Source organism: Streptomyces chattanoogensis (assembly GCF_001294335.1).
In the GTDB taxonomy this organism is placed as follows: Bacteria; Actinomycetota; Actinomycetes; order Streptomycetales; family Streptomycetaceae; genus Streptomyces; species Streptomyces chattanoogensis.
In genome coordinates this window covers 1-16,508 of sequence record NZ_LGKG01000141.1, presented here as the reverse complement: position 1 = coordinate 16,508, position 16,508 = coordinate 1, and the positions used below count along the sequence as shown (strand labels likewise).

16 protein-coding genes are annotated in these 16,508 nt (G+C 70.5%); 4 read left to right on the top strand and 12 right to left on the bottom strand.

Translation table 11 applies throughout. The features are described 5' to 3' along the window. Window positions 1-87 precede the first annotated feature (87 nt). The 4 genes from ADL29_RS19835 to ADL29_RS19820 form a co-directional block, all read right to left on the bottom strand. Window positions 88-1,746, bottom strand: a complete 1,659-nt coding sequence (locus tag ADL29_RS19835; RefSeq protein ID WP_053924988.1) for a bifunctional uroporphyrinogen-III C-methyltransferase/uroporphyrinogen-III synthase — start codon at window positions 1,744-1,746, stop codon at window positions 88-90. Next, window positions 1,743-2,720, bottom strand: coding sequence for a hydroxymethylbilane synthase (gene hemC, locus ADL29_RS19830; protein WP_053924987.1), 978 nt, complete (start codon window positions 2,718-2,720; stop codon window positions 1,743-1,745). The genes ADL29_RS19835 and hemC overlap by 4 nt, the downstream gene beginning before the upstream one ends. Beyond that, on the bottom strand, window positions 2,717-4,090 hold the full coding sequence (locus ADL29_RS19825) for a glutamyl-tRNA reductase (RefSeq protein ID WP_053924986.1): 1,374 nt from the start codon (window positions 4,088-4,090) through the stop codon (window positions 2,717-2,719). Before ADL29_RS19825 ends, hemC begins: the two co-directional genes overlap by 4 nt. A 73-nt stretch (window positions 4,091-4,163) precedes the next feature. Next, the gene (locus tag ADL29_RS19820) at window positions 4,164-4,958 is read right to left on the bottom strand and encodes a redox-sensing transcriptional repressor Rex (RefSeq protein WP_053924985.1); all 795 of its coding nucleotides are present in this window, start codon (window positions 4,956-4,958) and stop codon (window positions 4,164-4,166) included. Window positions 4,959-5,290: 332 nt separating this feature from the next. Between ADL29_RS19820 and ADL29_RS19815 the strand changes: the two genes are divergently transcribed. The 4 genes from ADL29_RS19815 (at window position 5,291) to ADL29_RS19800 (ending at window position 9,210) form a co-directional block, all read left to right on the top strand. Next, on the top strand, window positions 5,291-5,569 hold the full coding sequence (locus tag ADL29_RS19815; RefSeq protein WP_053924984.1) for a glutaredoxin family protein: 279 nt from the start codon (window positions 5,291-5,293) through the stop codon (window positions 5,567-5,569). A gap of 112 nt (window positions 5,570-5,681) precedes the next feature. Next, on the top strand, window positions 5,682-6,611 hold the full coding sequence (locus ADL29_RS19810; protein WP_053924983.1) for an HAD family hydrolase: 930 nt from the start codon (window positions 5,682-5,684) through the stop codon (window positions 6,609-6,611). Window positions 6,612-6,942: 331 nt separating this feature from the next. Further along, window positions 6,943-7,728, top strand: coding sequence for an ECF subfamily RNA polymerase sigma factor, BldN family (locus tag ADL29_RS19805; protein ID WP_046927322.1), 786 nt, complete (start codon window positions 6,943-6,945; stop codon window positions 7,726-7,728). A gap of 288 nt (window positions 7,729-8,016) precedes the next feature. Continuing rightward, window positions 8,017-9,210 carry a DUF5667 domain-containing protein gene (locus ADL29_RS19800; protein WP_053924982.1) on the top strand — a complete coding sequence of 398 codons (1,194 nt, stop codon included), beginning with the start codon at window positions 8,017-8,019 and terminating at the stop codon, window positions 9,208-9,210. 196 nt (window positions 9,211-9,406) lie between these two features. Here the strand turns inward: ADL29_RS19800 and ADL29_RS19795 are convergent, their stop codons facing one another. The 8 genes from ADL29_RS19795 to ADL29_RS19765 all read right to left on the bottom strand — a co-directional run bounded on the left by ADL29_RS19795 (window position 9,407) and on the right by ADL29_RS19765 (window position 16,376). Further along, window positions 9,407-10,405: a lysophospholipid acyltransferase family protein gene (locus ADL29_RS19795; protein ID WP_046927321.1), complete on the bottom strand. Its 999-nt coding sequence runs from the start codon at window positions 10,403-10,405 to the stop codon at window positions 9,407-9,409. A 29-nt stretch (window positions 10,406-10,434) separates the two neighbouring features. Further along, on the bottom strand, window positions 10,435-11,469 hold the full coding sequence (locus ADL29_RS19790) for an NAD-dependent epimerase/dehydratase family protein (RefSeq protein WP_053924981.1): 1,035 nt from the start codon (window positions 11,467-11,469) through the stop codon (window positions 10,435-10,437). A 217-nt stretch (window positions 11,470-11,686) separates the two neighbouring features. Beyond that, the gene (locus ADL29_RS41250) at window positions 11,687-11,785 is read right to left on the bottom strand and encodes a 30S ribosomal protein bS22 (RefSeq protein ID WP_003948845.1); all 99 of its coding nucleotides are present in this window, start codon (window positions 11,783-11,785) and stop codon (window positions 11,687-11,689) included. Between the two features lie 120 nt (window positions 11,786-11,905). Continuing rightward, window positions 11,906-12,115: a helix-turn-helix domain-containing protein gene (locus ADL29_RS19785; protein ID WP_030067109.1), complete on the bottom strand. Its 210-nt coding sequence runs from the start codon at window positions 12,113-12,115 to the stop codon at window positions 11,906-11,908. 128 nt (window positions 12,116-12,243) lie between these two features. After that, the gene (locus tag ADL29_RS19780) at window positions 12,244-13,059 is read right to left on the bottom strand and encodes a phosphatase (RefSeq protein ID WP_053925168.1); all 816 of its coding nucleotides are present in this window, start codon (window positions 13,057-13,059) and stop codon (window positions 12,244-12,246) included. Between the two features lie 165 nt (window positions 13,060-13,224). Next, entirely contained in the window at window positions 13,225-14,400 is a 1,176-nt protein-coding gene (locus ADL29_RS19775) for an acetoin utilization protein AcuC (protein WP_053924980.1), read from the bottom strand. Further along, a complete protein-coding gene (locus tag ADL29_RS19770; protein WP_053924979.1) occupies window positions 14,369-15,622 on the bottom strand; it encodes an MFS transporter in 1,254 nt (417 codons plus the stop codon). The genes ADL29_RS19775 and ADL29_RS19770 overlap by 32 nt, the downstream gene beginning before the upstream one ends. 103 nt (window positions 15,623-15,725) lie before the next feature. After that, window positions 15,726-16,376: an HAD family hydrolase gene (locus tag ADL29_RS19765; protein ID WP_053924978.1), complete on the bottom strand. Its 651-nt coding sequence runs from the start codon at window positions 16,374-16,376 to the stop codon at window positions 15,726-15,728. Window positions 16,377-16,508: the final 132 nt, after the last annotated feature.

The window sequence follows — 16,508 nt, the reverse complement described above, 5'->3', positions numbered from 1 at the left end:
ACGCTACGCCCGCCCCGCGGGCGCCTTTGCCAACACGGCGTCGGCCGGGCACCCCCCGGAAGGGGCGCCCGGCCGGCGACGGATCGGTCAGCTGCGGGCCCTGCGGCGCGACCCCGGCCGGCGCTCGCTCGGCCGGGTGACGGGATCGCCCGCCTCGATCGCGGCATCGCGCCGAGCCGCCCCGAAGTCCGCGAGCGCCTCGGCCAGCTTGTGCACCGACGGCTCGGGCGACATGACGTCCACCCGCAGCCCGTGCTCCTCGGCGGTCTTGGCGGTGGCCGGGCCGATACAGGCGATGACGGTCACGTTGTGCGGCTTGCCGGCGATGCCGACGAGGTTCCGCACGGTCGACGAGGACGTGAACAGCACGGCGTCGAAGCCGCCGCCCTTGATCGCCTCGCGGGTCTCGGCCGGCGGCGGCGAGGCGCGCACGGTCCGGTAGGCGGTGACGTCGTCGACCTCCCAGCCCAGCTCGATCAGCCCGGCGACCAGGGTCTCCGTGGCGATGTCGGCGCGCGGCAGGAACACGCGGTCGATGGGGTCGAAGACCGGGTCGTAGGGCGGCCAGTCCTCCAGCAGACCCGCCGCGGACTGCTCGCCGCTCGGCACCAGATCCGGCTTCACGCCGAAGGCGACCAGGGCCTTGGCGGTCTGCTCGCCGACCGCCGCGACCTTGATGCCGGCGAACGCGCGGGCGTCCAGGCCGTACTCCTCGAACTTCTCCCGGACGGCCTTGACGGCGTTGACCGAGGTGAAGGCGATCCACTCGTAGCGGCCGGTGACCAGGCCCTTGACCGCGCGCTCCATCTGCTGCGGGGTGCGCGGCGGCTCGACGGCGATGGTCGGGACCTCGTGCGGCACCGCGCCGTACGAGACGAGCTGGTCGGAGAGCGACGCGGCCTGCTCCTTGGTGCGCGGTACGAGGACCCGCCAGCCGAACAGCGGCTTGGACTCGAACCACGACAGCTGGTCGCGCTGCGCGGGGGCGCTGCGCTCGCCGACCACGGCTATGACCGGCTGGCCGCCGTCCGGGGAGGGCAGCACCTTGGCGGCCTTGAGCACCTGGGCGACCGACCCGAGGGTGGCGGTCCAGGTGCGCTGGCGGGTGGTGGTGCCGGCGACGGTGACGCTGAGCGGGGTGTCGGGCTTGCGGCCCGCGGTGACCAGCTCGCCGGCGGCCGCGGCCACCGAATCCAGGGTGGTGGAGACCACGGCGGTGGCGTCGCTGGCGCCGAGCTCGGCCCAGCAGCGGTCGTCGGCGCTGCGGGCGTCGACGAAGCGGACGTCCGTGCCCGCCGCGTCGCGCAGCGGGACGCCGGCGTACGCGGGGACGCCGACGGCCGCGGCGATGCCGGGGACGACCTCGAAGACGATGCCCTCGGCGGCGCACGCCAGCATCTCCTCGGCGACGTTCCCGTCCAGGCCGGGATCGCCGGCCACCGCACGGACGACCCGCTTGCCCGCGCGGGCGGCCGCCATGACAAGATTGGCGGTGTCCCGAAGGGTGGAAACGCCGGGAGGGCTGACGGGGATTGACGCCTCGTCAGCTGACCCCTGCAGTGGTGTGTCCACGTGTGCGCGGGCATGCACGCGCACGACGTCCAGCACCTGCGGATCGGCGATCAGTACGTCCGCGGAGGCCAGCGCCTCCACGGCACGCAGCGTCAGCAGACCCGGGTCTCCCGGCCCGGCACCCAGGAAGGTGACCTGACCGGAGGCGGAGTGGTTTGGGGCGGTGGGGTTCAAAGTGCTCGCTCCCCCATAAGACCGGCCGCACCCTTTGCGAGCATCTCGGCGGCGAGCTCCCGACCCAGATCCTGCGGGGTCGAGACATCGTCGGGAGAGGCGGGTGCGTGCCCGGTGGTGGACAAGTGCACCAGCGTGCTGCCGTCGGTCGTGCCGACGACACCGCGCAGATGCAATTCGGTGACAGCCTGCTCGTCAGCCTGCAGGTCGGCCAGCGCTCCCACGGGTGCGGAGCAGCCGGCCTCCAGGGCGGCGAGCAGGGAACGCTCGGCGGTCACGGCGGCCCGGGTGTCCGGGTCGTCGAGCTCGGCAAGCTTGGCGGCGAGGTCCGCGTTGACCGCGGCGCACTCGATCGCCAGTGCCCCCTGGCCGGGGGCGGGCAAAACCACGTCGGGCGACAGCAGCTGCGTCGCCTCGTCGATCCGGCCGATCCGGGTGAGCCCGGCGGCGGCCAGGACGACCGCATCCAGCTCGCCGTTCTCGACGAAGCCGATGCGGGTGTCGATGTTCCCGCGGATCGGTACGGTCTCGATGCGCTTGCCGAGCGTCCGGGCCCAGGCGTTGAGCTGCGCCATTCTGCGGGGCGAGCCGGTGCCTATGCGCGCGCCGTCGGCAAGCTGTTCGAAGGTGAGGCCGTCCCGGGCGATCAGCGCGTCACGGGGGTCCTCCCGTACGGGGATCGCGGCCAGGACCAGGTCCTCGGGCTGCGTGGTGGGCAGGTCCTTGAGCGAGTGGACGGCGAAGTCGACCTCGTCGCGCAGGAGTGCGTCGCGCAGCGCGGTCACGAACACGCCCGTGCCGCCGATCTGCGCGAGGTGCTCGCGGGAGGTGTCACCGTACGTGGTGATCTCCACCAGCTCGACGGGACGGCCGGTCAGCTCGCGGACCGCCTCGGCGATCTGCCCGGACTGGGCCATGGCGAGCTTGCTGCGGCGGGTGCCCAGCCGCAGGGCCCTGGTAGTGGTGTCGGTCATGATGTGCGCTCCCGTGCTGCATCGTGCCTGTCGGCGCGCGTGTCGGCCCGGCTGACGGCGGCAACCGTCTGCGGGTCGAGATCGAAGAGTTCGCGCAGCGCGTCCGCGTACCCGGCCCCGCCGGGCTCGCTGGCGAGCTGCTTGACCCGCACGGTGGGCGCGTGCAGGAGTTTGTCGACGACGCGGCGCACGGTCTGGGTGATCTCGGCGCGCTGCTTGTCGTCCAGGTCGGGGAGGCGGCCGTCGAGCCGGGCGATCTCGCTGGTGACGACGTCCGCGGCCATGGTGCGCAGGGCGACCACGGTGGGGGTGATGTGGGCGGCGCGCTGGGCGGCGCCGAAGGCCGCGACCTCGGCGGAGACGATGCCGCGCACCTTGTCCACATCGGCCGCCATCGGTGCGTCGGCGGAAGCGTCGGCCAGCGTCTCGATGTCGACGAGGTGCGCGCCCTCGATCCGGTGGACCGCGGCGTCGATGTCGCGGGGCATGGCGAGGTCGAGCAGCGCCAGGCCGTCGGGGCGGCCGGCCAGCGCGGCGGCCACGGCGTCGGCGCCCAGCACCAGCCCGGCCGCGCCCGTACAGGAGACGACCACATCGGCGCCCGCCAGCTCCGCGGCCACGGCGTCCATCGGCACGGCGCGGGCGGTCAGCCCGCCCGTTGCCCCAGGGCCGCCGGGCTCGGTGAGGATCTGCACGAGCCGCTCGGCGCGCTCCACCGTACGGTTGGCGACCGCCAGTTCCGCCACGCCGGCCCGTACGAGGGTGGTCGCGGCCAGCGAGGACATCGAGCCGGCGCCGATCACCAGGGCCCGCTTGCCGCCGGCCCACTTCTCGACGTCGGCGGACCCGGCGAGCTGCTCCAGTCCGAAGGTGACCAGCGACTGGCCGGCCTTGTCGATGCCGGTCTCACTGTGGGCGCGCTTGCCGACCCGCAGCGCCTGCTGGAAGAGGTCGTTGAGCAGCCGCCCCGCCGTGTGCTGCTCCTGGGCGACGGCGAGCGCGTCCTTGATCTGGCCGAGGATCTGGCCCTCGCCGATCACCATCGAGTCCAGGCCGCAGGCCACCGAGAAGAGGTGGTGGACGGCGCGGTCCTCGTAGTGGACGTAGAGATAAGGGGTGAGCTCCTCCAGGGCGGCGCCGCCGTGGCGCGCCAGGAGGGTGGACAGCTCGGCGACACCGGCGTGGAACTTGTCCACGTCGGCGTAGAGCTCGATGCGGTTGCAGGTGGAGAGCACCGCGGACTCGGTGGCCGGCTCGGCCGACACGGCGTCCTGCAGCAGCTTGCCGCGCACCTCGGGCGCCAGCGCGGCCCGCTCCAGCACGCTCACCGGCGCACTGCGGTGACTCAGCCCGACGACGAGAAGACTCATGCTTGCACCTCGCTTCGCGAGGCACAGCCTGCGCCTGTGACGCACCTTTCGATGATTCGCTCGCTGCGCTCGCTCATGCCGGCATCACGGCGGGAACGTCCCCGTCAGGTCCCTTGCGGTCGGCCGCGGCGGCCGCGGCGCGTGTCACCTCGGCCGGCGGGGCGCTCTCGTGACCGGCTTCGTGGCCGGCTTCGGCGCCGCCTTCCTCGCCCGCCTTGCGCTGCTCGTGGAAGGCGAGGATCTGCAGCTCTATCGACAGGTCGACCTTGCGTACGTCCACGCCGTCCGGGACGGTCAGTACGGTCGGCGCGAAGTTGAGGATCGAGGTGACACCGGCGGCGACCAGGCGGTCACAGACCTGCTGGGCGGCCCCGGCCGGGGTGGCGATGACGCCGATGGAGACGCCATTGCTCTCGATGATGTGCTCCAGCTCGTCGGTGTGCTGGACCGCGATGCCGGCGACGGGCTTGCCGGCCATGGCCGGGTCGGCGTCGATCAGCGCGGCGACGCGGAAGCCGCGGGAGGCGAAGCCGCCGTAGTTGGCGAGGGCGGCGCCGAGGTTACCGATACCGACGATGACCACGGGCCAGTCCTGGGTCAGGCCGAGTTCCCGCGAGATCTGGTAGACGAGGTACTCCACGTCGTAGCCGACACCGCGGGTGCCGTACGAACCGAGGTAGGAGAAGTCCTTGCGCAGCTTGGCGGAGTTGACCCCCGCCGCGGCCGCGAGCTCCTCGGAGGAGACCGTGGGAACCGAGCGCTCGGAGAGCGCGGTCAGTGCACGCAGATACAGCGGAAGCCGGGCGACGGTGGCCTCGGGAATCCCTCGGCTTCGGGTCGCCGGTCGGTGAGTTCGGCCAGTTGCCACGGTGCTCCTGCGGGTAGAGCGGGGCTGCGGGCGCCGGCATGGAACCCGACCGCCCTGTCTCTCGCAGGCTATGCCTTTGTGAACGCGTGCACAAAGATAGTGTCCGCTTTGTCCGCCCAAAGTGACCGGGGTCACGCGGCTTTTCCCGGTGTGCGCGGAACCAACTCCTACGTCACACCGTTCACCCGCGTCCCACTGGTATCGCAGGAGCGCCGAGGGGAGCACAGGCCCTCACTCCTTGCCGCCATGCCCCCGGAAACCTACAAATCGCCCACCGATGGTAAGCGAACCGCCACCCCCGGAGCACCGCGCCGACCCGGCACAATGGCTGCATGGCCCCCTTGTTCAGCCGCAACTCCCGCAAGAACCCCGCCGACGCGATGGTCACCCTCATCGGCAAGCCCGGCTGCCATCTGTGCGACGACGCCCAGGCCGTGATCGAGAAGGTCTGCGCCGAGACGGGCGCGTCGTGGGAGAAGAAGGACATCACCGAGGACGCCGAGCTGCACCGCAAGTACTGGGAGCAGATCCCGGTCGTCCTGGTGGACGGAAAACAGCACGACTTCTGGCGCGTCGACCCCAAGCGGCTGCGGACGGCACTGGGCGCCTGAACCCCGGACGGCCCCCCGTACGGACGGCCCTTACCGAACCTTTTATCGCCCCCGGCCTCCCGGACACGCGCCCGTAACCAGTCGCACCGAACAAACTGGCTACGCTACCGTCATGGCGCCCGCTCCCCAATGGTTCACCCGCCGCAGACGACCCGCCACGGCCCGCAGCGTGCTGGCCGGCGAGGCCGCGGCCGAGGCTGCCCGCAAGTCCTCCCAGGAAGCGCCCGAGCCCGAGCAGATCCCGGAGGAGCCGGAGTTTCCGGTCCCCGGGGACGACACCGCCGCCGCCTTCTTCGACCTCGACAACACCGTGATGCAGGGCGCCGCCCTCTTCCACTTCGGCCGCGGCCTGTACAAGCGGCACTTCTTCCACAAGCGCGATCTCGCCCGCTTCGCCTGGCAGCAGATCTACTTCCGGCTGGCCGGTTCGGAGAACCCCGAGCACATGGCGGACGTCCGCAACAGCGCGCTGTCCATCGTCCAGGGCCACCGCGTCGCCGAGTTGATGTCCATCGGCGAGGAGATCTACGACGAGTACATGGCCGAGCGCGTCTGGCCGGGCACCCGCGCCCTCGCCCAGGCGCACCTGGACGCCGGCCAGAAGGTCTGGCTGGTGACCGCCGCGCCCGTCGAGACCGCGACGATCATCGCCCGCCGGCTGGGCCTGACGGGCGCCCTGGGCACCGTCGCCGAGTCCGTCGGCGGCGTCTACACGGGCAAATTGGTGGGCGAGCCGCTGCACGGCCCGGCCAAGGCCGAGGCGGTCCGCGCGCTCGCCGCCGCCGAGGGCCTGGACCTGTCGCACTGCGCCGCCTACAGCGACTCGTCCAACGACATCCCGATGCTCTCGCTCGTCGGGCACCCGTACGCGATCAACCCCGACAGCCGGCTGCGCAAGCACGCCAAGGAACAGGGCTGGCGGCTGCGCGACTACCGAACGGGACGCAAGGCCGTCAAGATCGGCATCCCGGCCGCCGCCGGTGTGGGCGCCCTCGCGGGCGGCGCCGCCGCCGCGGTCGCGCTCCAGCGCCGCCGCCGCTGACCAGGCTTGATCATCAAGGCAGCACGGCGGGCCATCCGTGCTGCCTACCCCCACCGCTGCCCCGTCAGTCCCGTTGCTGGCGGTCAACCACAACACGCCCTCCAACCAGGCAGATTGCGTTGCCTTCCGATCAATAGTTGCTCAATATTCGATACTTGATCTGCCACCAACCCGGCACGGACCGTAAGTAATCGATGATTTGAGCAACTGGGTGTAGCGCTGCCTGTACGAAGCGTTATTCTCCTCAGACGCAATCCGGAACCCACACGTCCCTACGACGAGTGAACGGTCCCGCACTGCACGTGATGGAAGCTCTGCCTCTGGGAGTCCCGTGTACCCACACGTCGGGGTTGACGCCTCGGGCCTGGCTACGCTGCGTACGACGCTCGTCGACCACCTGCGCAGTTTCGTCCCCACCGCGTACGCCGTCCCCGCATTCGCCTCAGCCGTCCCCGCTGCCGGCCCCTGCTATGCCCTGGCCGACGGGAGTGCTGCGGTCGCCAAGGCCGCCGGCAGAACCCGCCGCTCGGGCGCCGGCACGACCACCGCCCGTCGTCCCGCCGACAGCGACAGCCGTCGCATGATGGATCTCGTCGAACGCGCCCAGGCCGGCGAGGCCGACGCCTTCGGCCGCCTCTACGACCAGTACGCCGACACGGTCTACCGCTATATCTACTACCGCGTGGGCGGCCGGGCCACGGCCGAGGACCTCACCAGCGAGACCTTTCTGCGCGCCCTGCGCCGTATCGGCACCTTCACCTGGCAGGGCCGCGACTTCGGCGCCTGGCTGGTGACCATCGCCCGCAATCTCGTCGCCGACCACTTCAAGTCCTCCCGGTTCCGCCTGGAAGTCACCACCGGAGAGATGCTCGACGCCAACGAGGTCGAGCGCAGCCCCGAGGACTCGGTCCTCGAGTCCCTCTCCAACGCCGCCCTGCTGGAGGCGGTCCGCAAGCTCAACCCCCAGCAGCAGGAATGCGTCACACTCCGGTTCCTGCAGGGCCTGTCTGTCGCCGAGACCGCCCGCGTCATGGGAAAGAACGAGGGCGCGATCAAGACCCTCCAGTACCGCGCCGTGCGCACCCTGGCGCGGCTCCTCCCCGAAGACGCCCGCTGACCCGACGCCACCGACCACCCCCCGCCCCCGCCGAATTCGCCAACTCCTCCACGCCGTACCGCACTTACGCTTCGTGACCGCCCGTGCCCGGTCGGTCAGATCATCGTGAGCGCGTAACCCGAGTGCCGCGGCGCTCGTTGTGCGGAATGCAGGCTCCATTCGGTCACGCCATGCCCGCCGCCTCTCACTCTTTCGAGTGGTTGCGAAGTACGGTGCAACCGTCCGGTCCGTCTGGCCAGTCAAGCCAGTCCGGGGAGTCGAGCGGGATGACGAGAGGAGGTGCCGCAGGTGATCGCGAATGTCTCGGCGCACCGGCGGGCCAACGCCTTCGCCCAGGCCCTGGAGGAGCGGGTCCTCCAGGGCGAGGCGGCCGAGGACCAGGTCGGCAGTGCGGCGCAAGCGCCGGAAGAAGCACGGCTGTTGGCAGTCGCCGACGGCCTCGGGGGGCTCCCGAGGCCGGAGATGGCCGCCGAGGTCAAGACTGTCCAGCGTGCCCAGCTCGTCGCCGCGATGGAGGCCGCCTTCGCCGAAGGCGCCCCGTCCGACGACGTCAGGGTGCCCGAGCAGCGCACACCCAAGCGCAGCCACCGCGCCGCCAAGTCGCTCGGCCGGCTGCGCCCCCGCTCCCGGCTCTCCAAGGGGCTGGCCGCGGGCGGGCTGACGGTCGGTGTCGCCGCCGGGGCGTTCAGCGGCGTCGCCGCGGCCAGCTCCGACGCCCTGCCCGGCGACTCCCTCTACGGCCTCAAGCGCGGCATGGAGGACCTCAAGCTGGGCATGACCGACAACGACTCCGACCGCGGGCGGCTCTATCTCGACCAGGCCGCCACGCGCATGATGGAGGCCCGTCGTCTGATGGAGCGCGGCCGGGTCGCCGACCTCGACCATGAATCGCTCGGCGAGGTCCGCAAGGCCCTGGACGGCGTCACGCACGACGCACGCCAGGGCCACCACCTGCTGCACCAGGCGTACACCCACGACGGCTCGCTCGGCCCCATCCAGGCGCTGGACTCCTTCGCCCAGTCCCACCGCGGTACCTGGACGCAGCTGCGCGACAGGCTCCCCGTACAGCTCACGGACGTCCGCGACAAGGTGAGCTCGGTCTTCGACGCCATAGACGAAGAGGTCGGTCCGCTGCGCAAGCTGCTGCCGCAGACCCCGGACGCCAGGCGTCCCCGCCACCGCGCGCCCGCCGCCCCGGACACCGGGTCCGGCCGCGGCGACCGGGCCGAGCCGTCCGGCAAGCCCTCCTCCGGCAAGCACCGCGGCGGTCCGCACACACCGCGTCCGTCGGCCTCACCGCCCGAGGACGAAGGCCTGCTCGGCGGCAACACGGGCGGTCTGCTCGACCCGCCCGCCAAGGGCGACAGCCCCAGCCCGCACACCGGCCACCGCGCGCCCGACCACCCCGATGTCACCCTCCCGCCGCTGCTGCCCGGGCTGCTTCCCGGACTGGGCATCGACGGCGGTGACTCGTCGAGATAGCCGTCGGCGCGCTCTCCGGACGCGGCGCTCGGTGTTCTTCCGGTCCTTCCCTCAGAAGAACACCGAGCGCCGCTGCACGAGCAGCTTGTAGAGCGTGTGCTACTGCATTCCCCCGGGGAGCGACCCCCCGTACCCCCACGCCGCCACCCATCGGCCCAGCCCGACGAACACCAGCAGCCGACGGCCACACCACCGCTCAGAAAAACACCGAGCGCCGCTGCACCAGCAGCTTGTAGAGCGTGTGCTGAATCGTTTCCCGCACCTGATCGGTCAGGTTGAACATCAGCATCGGGTCGTCGGCCGCCTCCGGCGGATAGCCCTCCGTGGAGATCGGCTCGCCGAACTGGATCGTCCACTTCGTCGGCAGCGGTACGGCACCCAGCGGCCCCAGCCACGGGAACGTCGGCGTGAGCGGGAAGTACGGCAGCCCCAGCACCCGCGCCAGGGTCTTGGCGTTCCCGATCATCGGGTAGATCTCCTCGGCGCCCACGATCGAGCACGGCACGATCGGCACCCCGGCCTTCAGGGCCGTCGAGACAAACCCGCCCCGCCCGAACCGCTGCAGCTTGTAGCGGTCCGCGAAGGGCTTGCCGATGCCCTTGAAGCCCTCCGGCATCACCCCGACGACCTCACCGCGCTCCAGCAGCCGCTGCGCGTCCTCCGCACACGCCAGGGTGTGCCCGGCCTTCCGCGCCAGCTCGTTTATCACCGGCAGGACGAACACCAAATCGGCCGCCAGCAGCCGCAGATGACGCTCCGCCGGATGGTGGTCGTGCACCGCGACCTGGAGCATCAGCCCGTCCAGCGGCAGCGTCCCCGAGTGATTGGCGACGATCAGCGCCCCGCCGTCGGAGGGGATGTTCTCGACGCCCTTGACCTCCGCCCGGAAGTACTTCTCGTAGAAGGGCCGCAGCAGCGACATCAGGACCTGATCGGTCAGCTCCTCGTCGTAGCCGAAGTCGTCGACCTCGTAGTCACCGGTGATCCGCCGGCGCAGGAAGGCCAGCCCGCCCGCGATCTTCTCGTCGAGGGACCGCCCAGTGCTCGGCCGGCGGCGCGCCGCCGGTTCCTCGGGCTCGCTGCGCGCCTCCGGTACGGGCGCCAGCGCCGCGCCCTGCCCCGCGCGCTCGGCCCGCCTGGCCTTTCTGCGCGCCCGAGGCTCCTCGCCGAAGGGAATGACCTTGGCGTCCGCCATCGTGGGTGAACTCCTCACTGGGTCGGGCCTCAGCGTGCGGGCAGCACGCCGGCGAGTTTGTCGACGGTGCGGGCGAGGCACTCGGGCGGCAGCAGCCCGGGGCCGCGGCTGCGGGCGAATTCCGCGAAGGTCTCCCCCGTCGTGTACTGCGGGTGGAAGCCCAGTGTCTCGCGCATCTGGGTCGTCTCGACGACCCTGCCGTGGGTCAGCATCCGGATCTGCTCCGGCGAGAAGTCCGTGACGCCGATGGCGCGCAGCGCCGTACCGGCCCAGGTCACCGTCGGCAGGAACAGCGGCAGCGTGGGCCGCCCCAGCCGCCGCGAGATCTGCGAGAGCAGCAGTACACCGTCCCCGGCGATATTGAACGTCCCGCTGTTGAGGGTGCCGCGGCGCGCCTCGGCGGAGGCGATCCGCAGCACCTCGATGGCGTCGTCCTCATGGACGAACTGCAGCCGCGGGTCGTAGCCGAGGACCGTGGGCCAGACGGGCAGCGAGAAGTACTCGGCGAGCGGGGAGTCCGCGCACGGCCCGAGGATGTTGGCGAAGCGCAGGACGCACACCGCCACATCGGGCCGCCGCCGGGCGAAGCCGCGCACATATCCCTCGATCTCGACGACGTCCTTCGCGAAGCCGCCGCTGGGCAGCGACTTGGGCGGAGTGGTCTCGGTGAATACGGCGGGGTCCTTCGGCGCGGAACCATAAACACTGGCGCTGGATTTGATGACCAGGCGCTGCACGTTCGGGGCCTTCTGACAGGCACCGAGCAGCTGCATGGTCCCGATCACATTGGTTTCCTTCACGGCGGTGCGGCCGCCGCGGCTGCCCAGGGGTGTGCCGTTGATGTCCATATGGACGACGGTGTCGACGCCCGTCTCGGCCAGGACCCTGGCGATCGTGGGCTGCCGGATATCGGCCCTGAGGAATTCGGCGCCGCCCAGATGGTGCTCCGGTGGCACGGCGTCGACCCCGATCACCCGGTCGATGTCGGGATCGCGCCGGATACGGCGGATGAACCGGCCCCCCAGCTGGCGTGCGGCTCCCGTGACGAGCACGACCTTGCCCAAGATCAGCCCTTCCTTCCCGCCCTCGGCAGTCTCGTCGGATTCCCGCCTGAGTCGAGCTGTGCGAGCCACGCTATCGGGTCGGTGTTGCGCTGCGATGACCGCAGGATGCCCAGAGCTGCATTTCGCGCCCAAGGCCCGCCCATACGGCCCACAACGCACCGCGGCCCCCTGCCACACCAAGGTGACAGGAGGCCGCGAAATCGCGATTCAGCGTCGCTTACTTCTTGTTACGACGCTGAACGCGGGTGCGCTTGAGCAGCTTGCGGTGCTTCTTCTTAGCCATCCGCTTGCGCCGCTTCTTGATAACAGAGCCCACGACTACCCTCGCTCACTTCGAATCACTCGGTGCGGGGCGTCCGAGCCCACACTACCTACATCGGGCCAGCCTACCCGGCGCCGGGCGTACGGCGTAATCCGAGGGTCTCGGAAGGACCCGTCAGGCTGATTCCACCCCCACATAGGACTCACGGAGATAGTCGTGAACGGCCTGCTCCGGAACGCGGAACGACCTCCCCACCCGGATCGCGGGCAGATGACCGCTGTGCACCAAGCGGTACACGGTCATCTTCGACACTCGCATCACCGTGGCCACTTCTGCCACGGTAAGAAACACGACCTCGTTCAGAGGCCTCTGATCTCCAGCCATGCCACACCTGCACCTTCCGCATAAGACGGTCACCGGCTTCCCCTCCGGTGACTCTTCGTCGCTATGCGCTCACTCCCCAGATTAGGGGCCAGTGATGCGAGTGGGGAAGAGGAGCCGGTAACGGCCGCCTACCGTGACAGATACGCACGATTGAGTACATAACGCGTCAGCGGGAGGTAGTGCACGGAACCCACGGCGTCATCGAGCGGCACCACCGCCGACACCCGGCCCTCGGCCTGTCCGACGAACAGCGCGGGGTCGTCCGTATCGGCCAGCCCGATCGCCTCGATGCCCAGCTGACCTGCTCCGCAGACCCATCCGTGGTCACCGATCACCAGGCCCGGCAGCGGCCCGCCGGCGTCCGCCGCGGCCGCCAGTGCGGCCCGCACCGGGAGCGGCGAATGGGTGTGCACGCCCCCCGTACCGGGTGCTCCCCGCGCGCCCGCCTCGCGCATCAGCGCGACTCCCCGTACGTACACAAGGGAGCGTGTGCGTACCCCGAACCTGGTCGCCATGTCGACACGGCGACCATACGCCGGGGTGAGGACGGGACAGCCCGCCGCCGAGAGAGCGTCTGCGAGGGTGGCGTAGAACTCCAGCAGCCGGTGCGGATGCCCGGTACCGAGCAGCACCGGGACCCCTCGGCCGGCCGCCTCACCGACCCGGTCCGCAAACCTGTCCAGGGCCGCGATCGTACGGTCGGGATCGATCACATCGGGGCCTGAAGTGTGCGCGGGATCGACCGAAACGCCGCACTTCTGCCCCATCAGCCGCAGTACTTCACCCGCCGACCAGTCCCGGTCCGGATCCAGCCCCAGCAGCACCCGGGGATCGCGCGCCGCGAAGAGCCGGTACCGTCCCAGACTTTTCTCGCGCAGGGTCGCGATCGTCCCCGCGAGCCGCGCCTCGATCAGGTGCGCCCGCAGCGCCCCGGTGCCCAACACGCGCACCATGCTGATGCGTTGACCGGCCGTCGGATGGCCCAACCGACGGGTAGTCACACATCCGTGGGGCACGGGGCGGCCGTCGAGGCCACTGTGGCCATACGGTCGTCATGACCGCTATGACCGCCGTAACAGCGTTACAGGCGCCCCTGGCGACGGTCGCCGCTACGGCAGCAGACCATGCGCGGGGAACACCGCCCGCCGGGTGGCCAGCACCGCCTGGTCCAGCCGGTCCGCCGGGTTGTAGCCGCCGTCGGCGAAGTCCCGCCAGCGCGGCGTCCGCCCGTCCGTCATCCGCTGCGGCGCCAACTGCCGTGTCCGGCGGAACACTTCGTGCCGCCAGGACTCCGGCACCATCGAGGCCGGATCGATCGGCCGGCCCCCCACGATCGCCACCAGATGCGTCCAGCTGCGCGGTACCACATCCACCACCGCATAGCCGCCGCCACCGAGCGCGACCCACCGCCCGTCCGCGAGCTCGTGCGCCAGCTCATGACAGGTCTCGGCCACCACCCGCTGCGCGTCCAGGCTCACCGCCAGGTGCGCCAGCGGATCCTCGAAGTGGGTGTCCGCCCCGTGCTGCGTCACGATCACCTGCGGCCGGAACGCACGCAGCAGCTCCGGCACCACCGCATGAAAGGCGCGCAGCCAGCCCTCGTCACCCGTTCCGGCCGGCAGCGCCACATTGGCCGCGCTGCCCTCCGCACCCTCACCGCCGGTCTCCTCCGGCCAGCCGGTCTGCGGAAAGAGCGTCCGCGGATGCTCATGCAGCGAAACCGTCAGCACCCGCGGGTCCTCCCAGAACGCCGCCTGTACGCCGTCCCCGTGATGGACGTCCACATCCACATACGCCACCCGCTCGGCGCCCAGCTCCAGCAGCCGGGCGACCGCCAGCGCCGCGTCGTTGTAGATACAGAATCCGGACGCGCCACCCGGCATCGCATGGTGCAGCCCGCCCGCGAAATTCACCGCGTGGAGCACATCGCCGCGCCAGACGGCTTCCGCCGCCCCCACCGACTGCCCCGCGATCAGCGCCGACGCCTCATGCATCCCTGCGTACGCCGGAACGTCCTCCGTCCCCAGCCCGTACCCGATGTCCGCCGACGCGGGATCGGCCGAGGCCCTGCGCACCGCCCCGATGTAGTCCTCACGATGCACCAGCCGCAGCGTGGAATCCCCGGCCGGCTTGGCTGCCACCACCTCCAGCGGCCCGCGGTCGAGCTCGTACGCCTCCACCAGTCGCATGGTCAGCGCGAGTCTGACCGGGTCCATCGGATGGCCGGGCCCGAAGTCGTAACCCGTTACTGCCTCATCCCACATCAGCTGTGCGCGGCCGCTCATGGTCGTCACCGTATAGCTCCCGCCCTGGGTCAAAGGAACGGGCGTACGCCAGTGTCACCAGTACGAGCGCCATCGGTACGAGCATCGCCCCCCGATAACTCCAGGCGTCGCCCAGCGCCCCCACGAGCGGCGACCCGATCAAAAACCCCACATAGTTGAAAATATTCAGCCGTGCGATGGCCGTGTCCGAGGCACCGGGGTGGTGGCTCTCATCCGCAAGCCGTCCCGCCGCCGCGAACGTCTGCGGCACGATCACACACAGCCCGAGCCCCAGCAGCGTGAACCCCGCCATCCCGGTCCACGCCCCCGGCGCCGCCGCGACCAGCGCAAAGCCCCCCGCCGCGATCACCGTCCCGGCCCGCACCACCGCAGCCGCCCCGAACCGCCGCACTCCCAGGTCCCCGAACGCCCGCCCCAGCAGCGTGGTGACCATATAGACGTTGTACGGAACGGTCGCCAGCTGCTCCGAGCTCCCGAGCACATCCTGCAGATACTTGGCGCTCCAGTTGGAAACCGTCGAATCCCCGATATACGCAAACGCCATCACCAGGCACAGCGGCAACAGCAGCCTCATGCCGAGGGAAGCCTTCGCCGCTCCCTCCTGGTACGCCACGGCCTGCCGATCAGCCGGCTGCGGATCCACCGTCCGCCGGTCCACGAACCACCGGCCCGCGACCCACGCCAACGGCGTCAACACCAGCACCACCGGCCCGTACAGCGCCGCCAGTGACAGCTGCCAGTGCGCCCCGGCCCAGGCGAGCGACGCGCCGGCGATCCCGCCCAGGCTGTACGCGGCATGAAAGCCGAGCATGATGCTCCGCCCGTACGCCCGCTGCAAAGTGACGCCCAGCATGTTCATCGAGGCATCCAGCGCCCCCACCGACAGCCCGAACACCGCCAGCGCACACGCCACCTGTGCCATCGAACCGACCGACCCCACGGCCAGCAACGCCAGACACACCACCGGCTGCGCACACCGCAGCACCACGCTGGGCCGCACCCGCTTCACGAGATGTTCGGTGACGACGCTCCCGGCTCCCGCCAGCACCGGCACTGCCGCCAGGAAGACGGGCAACAGCCCGTCCGATATCCCGTACCGGTCCTGGATCGCCGGTATCCGCGTCACCAGAAGAGCGAAGACCGCCCCCTGGATGAAGAAGCTCAGGGCAAGCGAACCCCGGCCGTGCCGCAGCTGTGCTTCTGGTACCCCCGGGGCCGTCATGGCCGCACAGCCTAGAACTCCGCACTACTGCTGGGTAGATGAATCACTCAACCAATCAACCAATATCGCCGCGCGGCCGGACCCACCGATCCCCCACCGGCTCCTACCGAAGAAGCCCCGGCAACTCCGCCATCTCGCCGAACAACTCCGTCGCCCCGGCCTCCAGCAGCTTTTCGGCCCCCGTCATCGCCGTGAACCCGTAGACGTCCATCCCCGCCGCGACCGCCGCCTGCACCCCCAGCGGACTGTCCTCGATCACGGCACACCGCTCCGCCGCCACGCCCATCTCCTGTGCGGCGTGCAGAAAGAGATCCGGCGCCGGCTTCCCTCGTCCCACATCCTGCGAGGAAAAAATGCGCCCGGCCGTGAACCACCGGTCCAGGCCGGTCTTCCGGTGCCCCACCCGGATCCGCTCATGACTTCCCGAGGACCCGACGCAGTACGGAACACCGTCCGCGGCCAGCTTCGCCAGCGTCTCCGTCACCCCTGACACCGGCTGCAACTCTCGCTCGAACGCCGCGAAAACCCGGTCATGGAAGACATCGTCGAATTCCGGCGGCAGTCGCTGCCCCGTGCGTTCCAGCACGAGTTCGTGGACGCGGTGCATCGCCGCACCCATGTAGTCGCGTATCGAGTCCTCGTACGACGTGGGATGGCCCAGCTCGGTGAGATAGCCGGCCAGAATGGTGTTGGAAAGCGGCTCACTGTCGACGAGCACACCGTCGTTGTCGAAGATGACGAGGTCGTATCGCATGCCCCGAACCCTATGTGCAGCGCACTGCCCCGGAACGCAGAAAAGCCCCGCACCATACGGTGCGGGGCTTTCCCCAAAAATTGTTCGGCGGCGTCCTACTCTCCCACAGGGTCCCCCCTGCAGTACCATCGG

Bases quoted from the DNA above. Each gene is read 5' to 3' on its own strand.
- ADL29_RS19785 (WP_030067109.1), bottom strand. From the start codon at position 12,115: ATGGCTGGAGATCAGAGGCCTCTGAACGAGGTCGTGTTTCTTACCGTG.
- ADL29_RS19775 (WP_053924980.1), bottom strand. From the start codon at position 14,400: ATGAGCGGCCGCGCACAGCTGATGTGGGATGAGGCAGTAACGGGTTAC.
- ADL29_RS19810 (WP_053924983.1), top strand. From the start codon at position 5,682: ATGGCGCCCGCTCCCCAATGGTTCACCCGCCGCAGACGACCCGCCACG.
- ADL29_RS19795 (WP_046927321.1), bottom strand. From the start codon at position 10,405: ATGGCGGACGCCAAGGTCATTCCCTTCGGCGAGGAGCCTCGGGCGCGC.
- ADL29_RS19825 (WP_053924986.1), bottom strand. From the start codon at position 4,090: ATGAGTCTTCTCGTCGTCGGGCTGAGTCACCGCAGTGCGCCGGTGAGC.
- ADL29_RS19770 (WP_053924979.1), bottom strand. From the start codon at position 15,622: ATGACGGCCCCGGGGGTACCAGAAGCACAGCTGCGGCACGGCCGGGGT.
- ADL29_RS19765 (WP_053924978.1), bottom strand. From the start codon at position 16,376: ATGCGATACGACCTCGTCATCTTCGACAACGACGGTGTGCTCGTCGAC.
- ADL29_RS19815 (WP_053924984.1), top strand. From the start codon at position 5,291: ATGGCCCCCTTGTTCAGCCGCAACTCCCGCAAGAACCCCGCCGACGCG.
- hemC (WP_053924987.1), bottom strand. From the start codon at position 2,720: ATGACCGACACCACTACCAGGGCCCTGCGGCTGGGCACCCGCCGCAGC.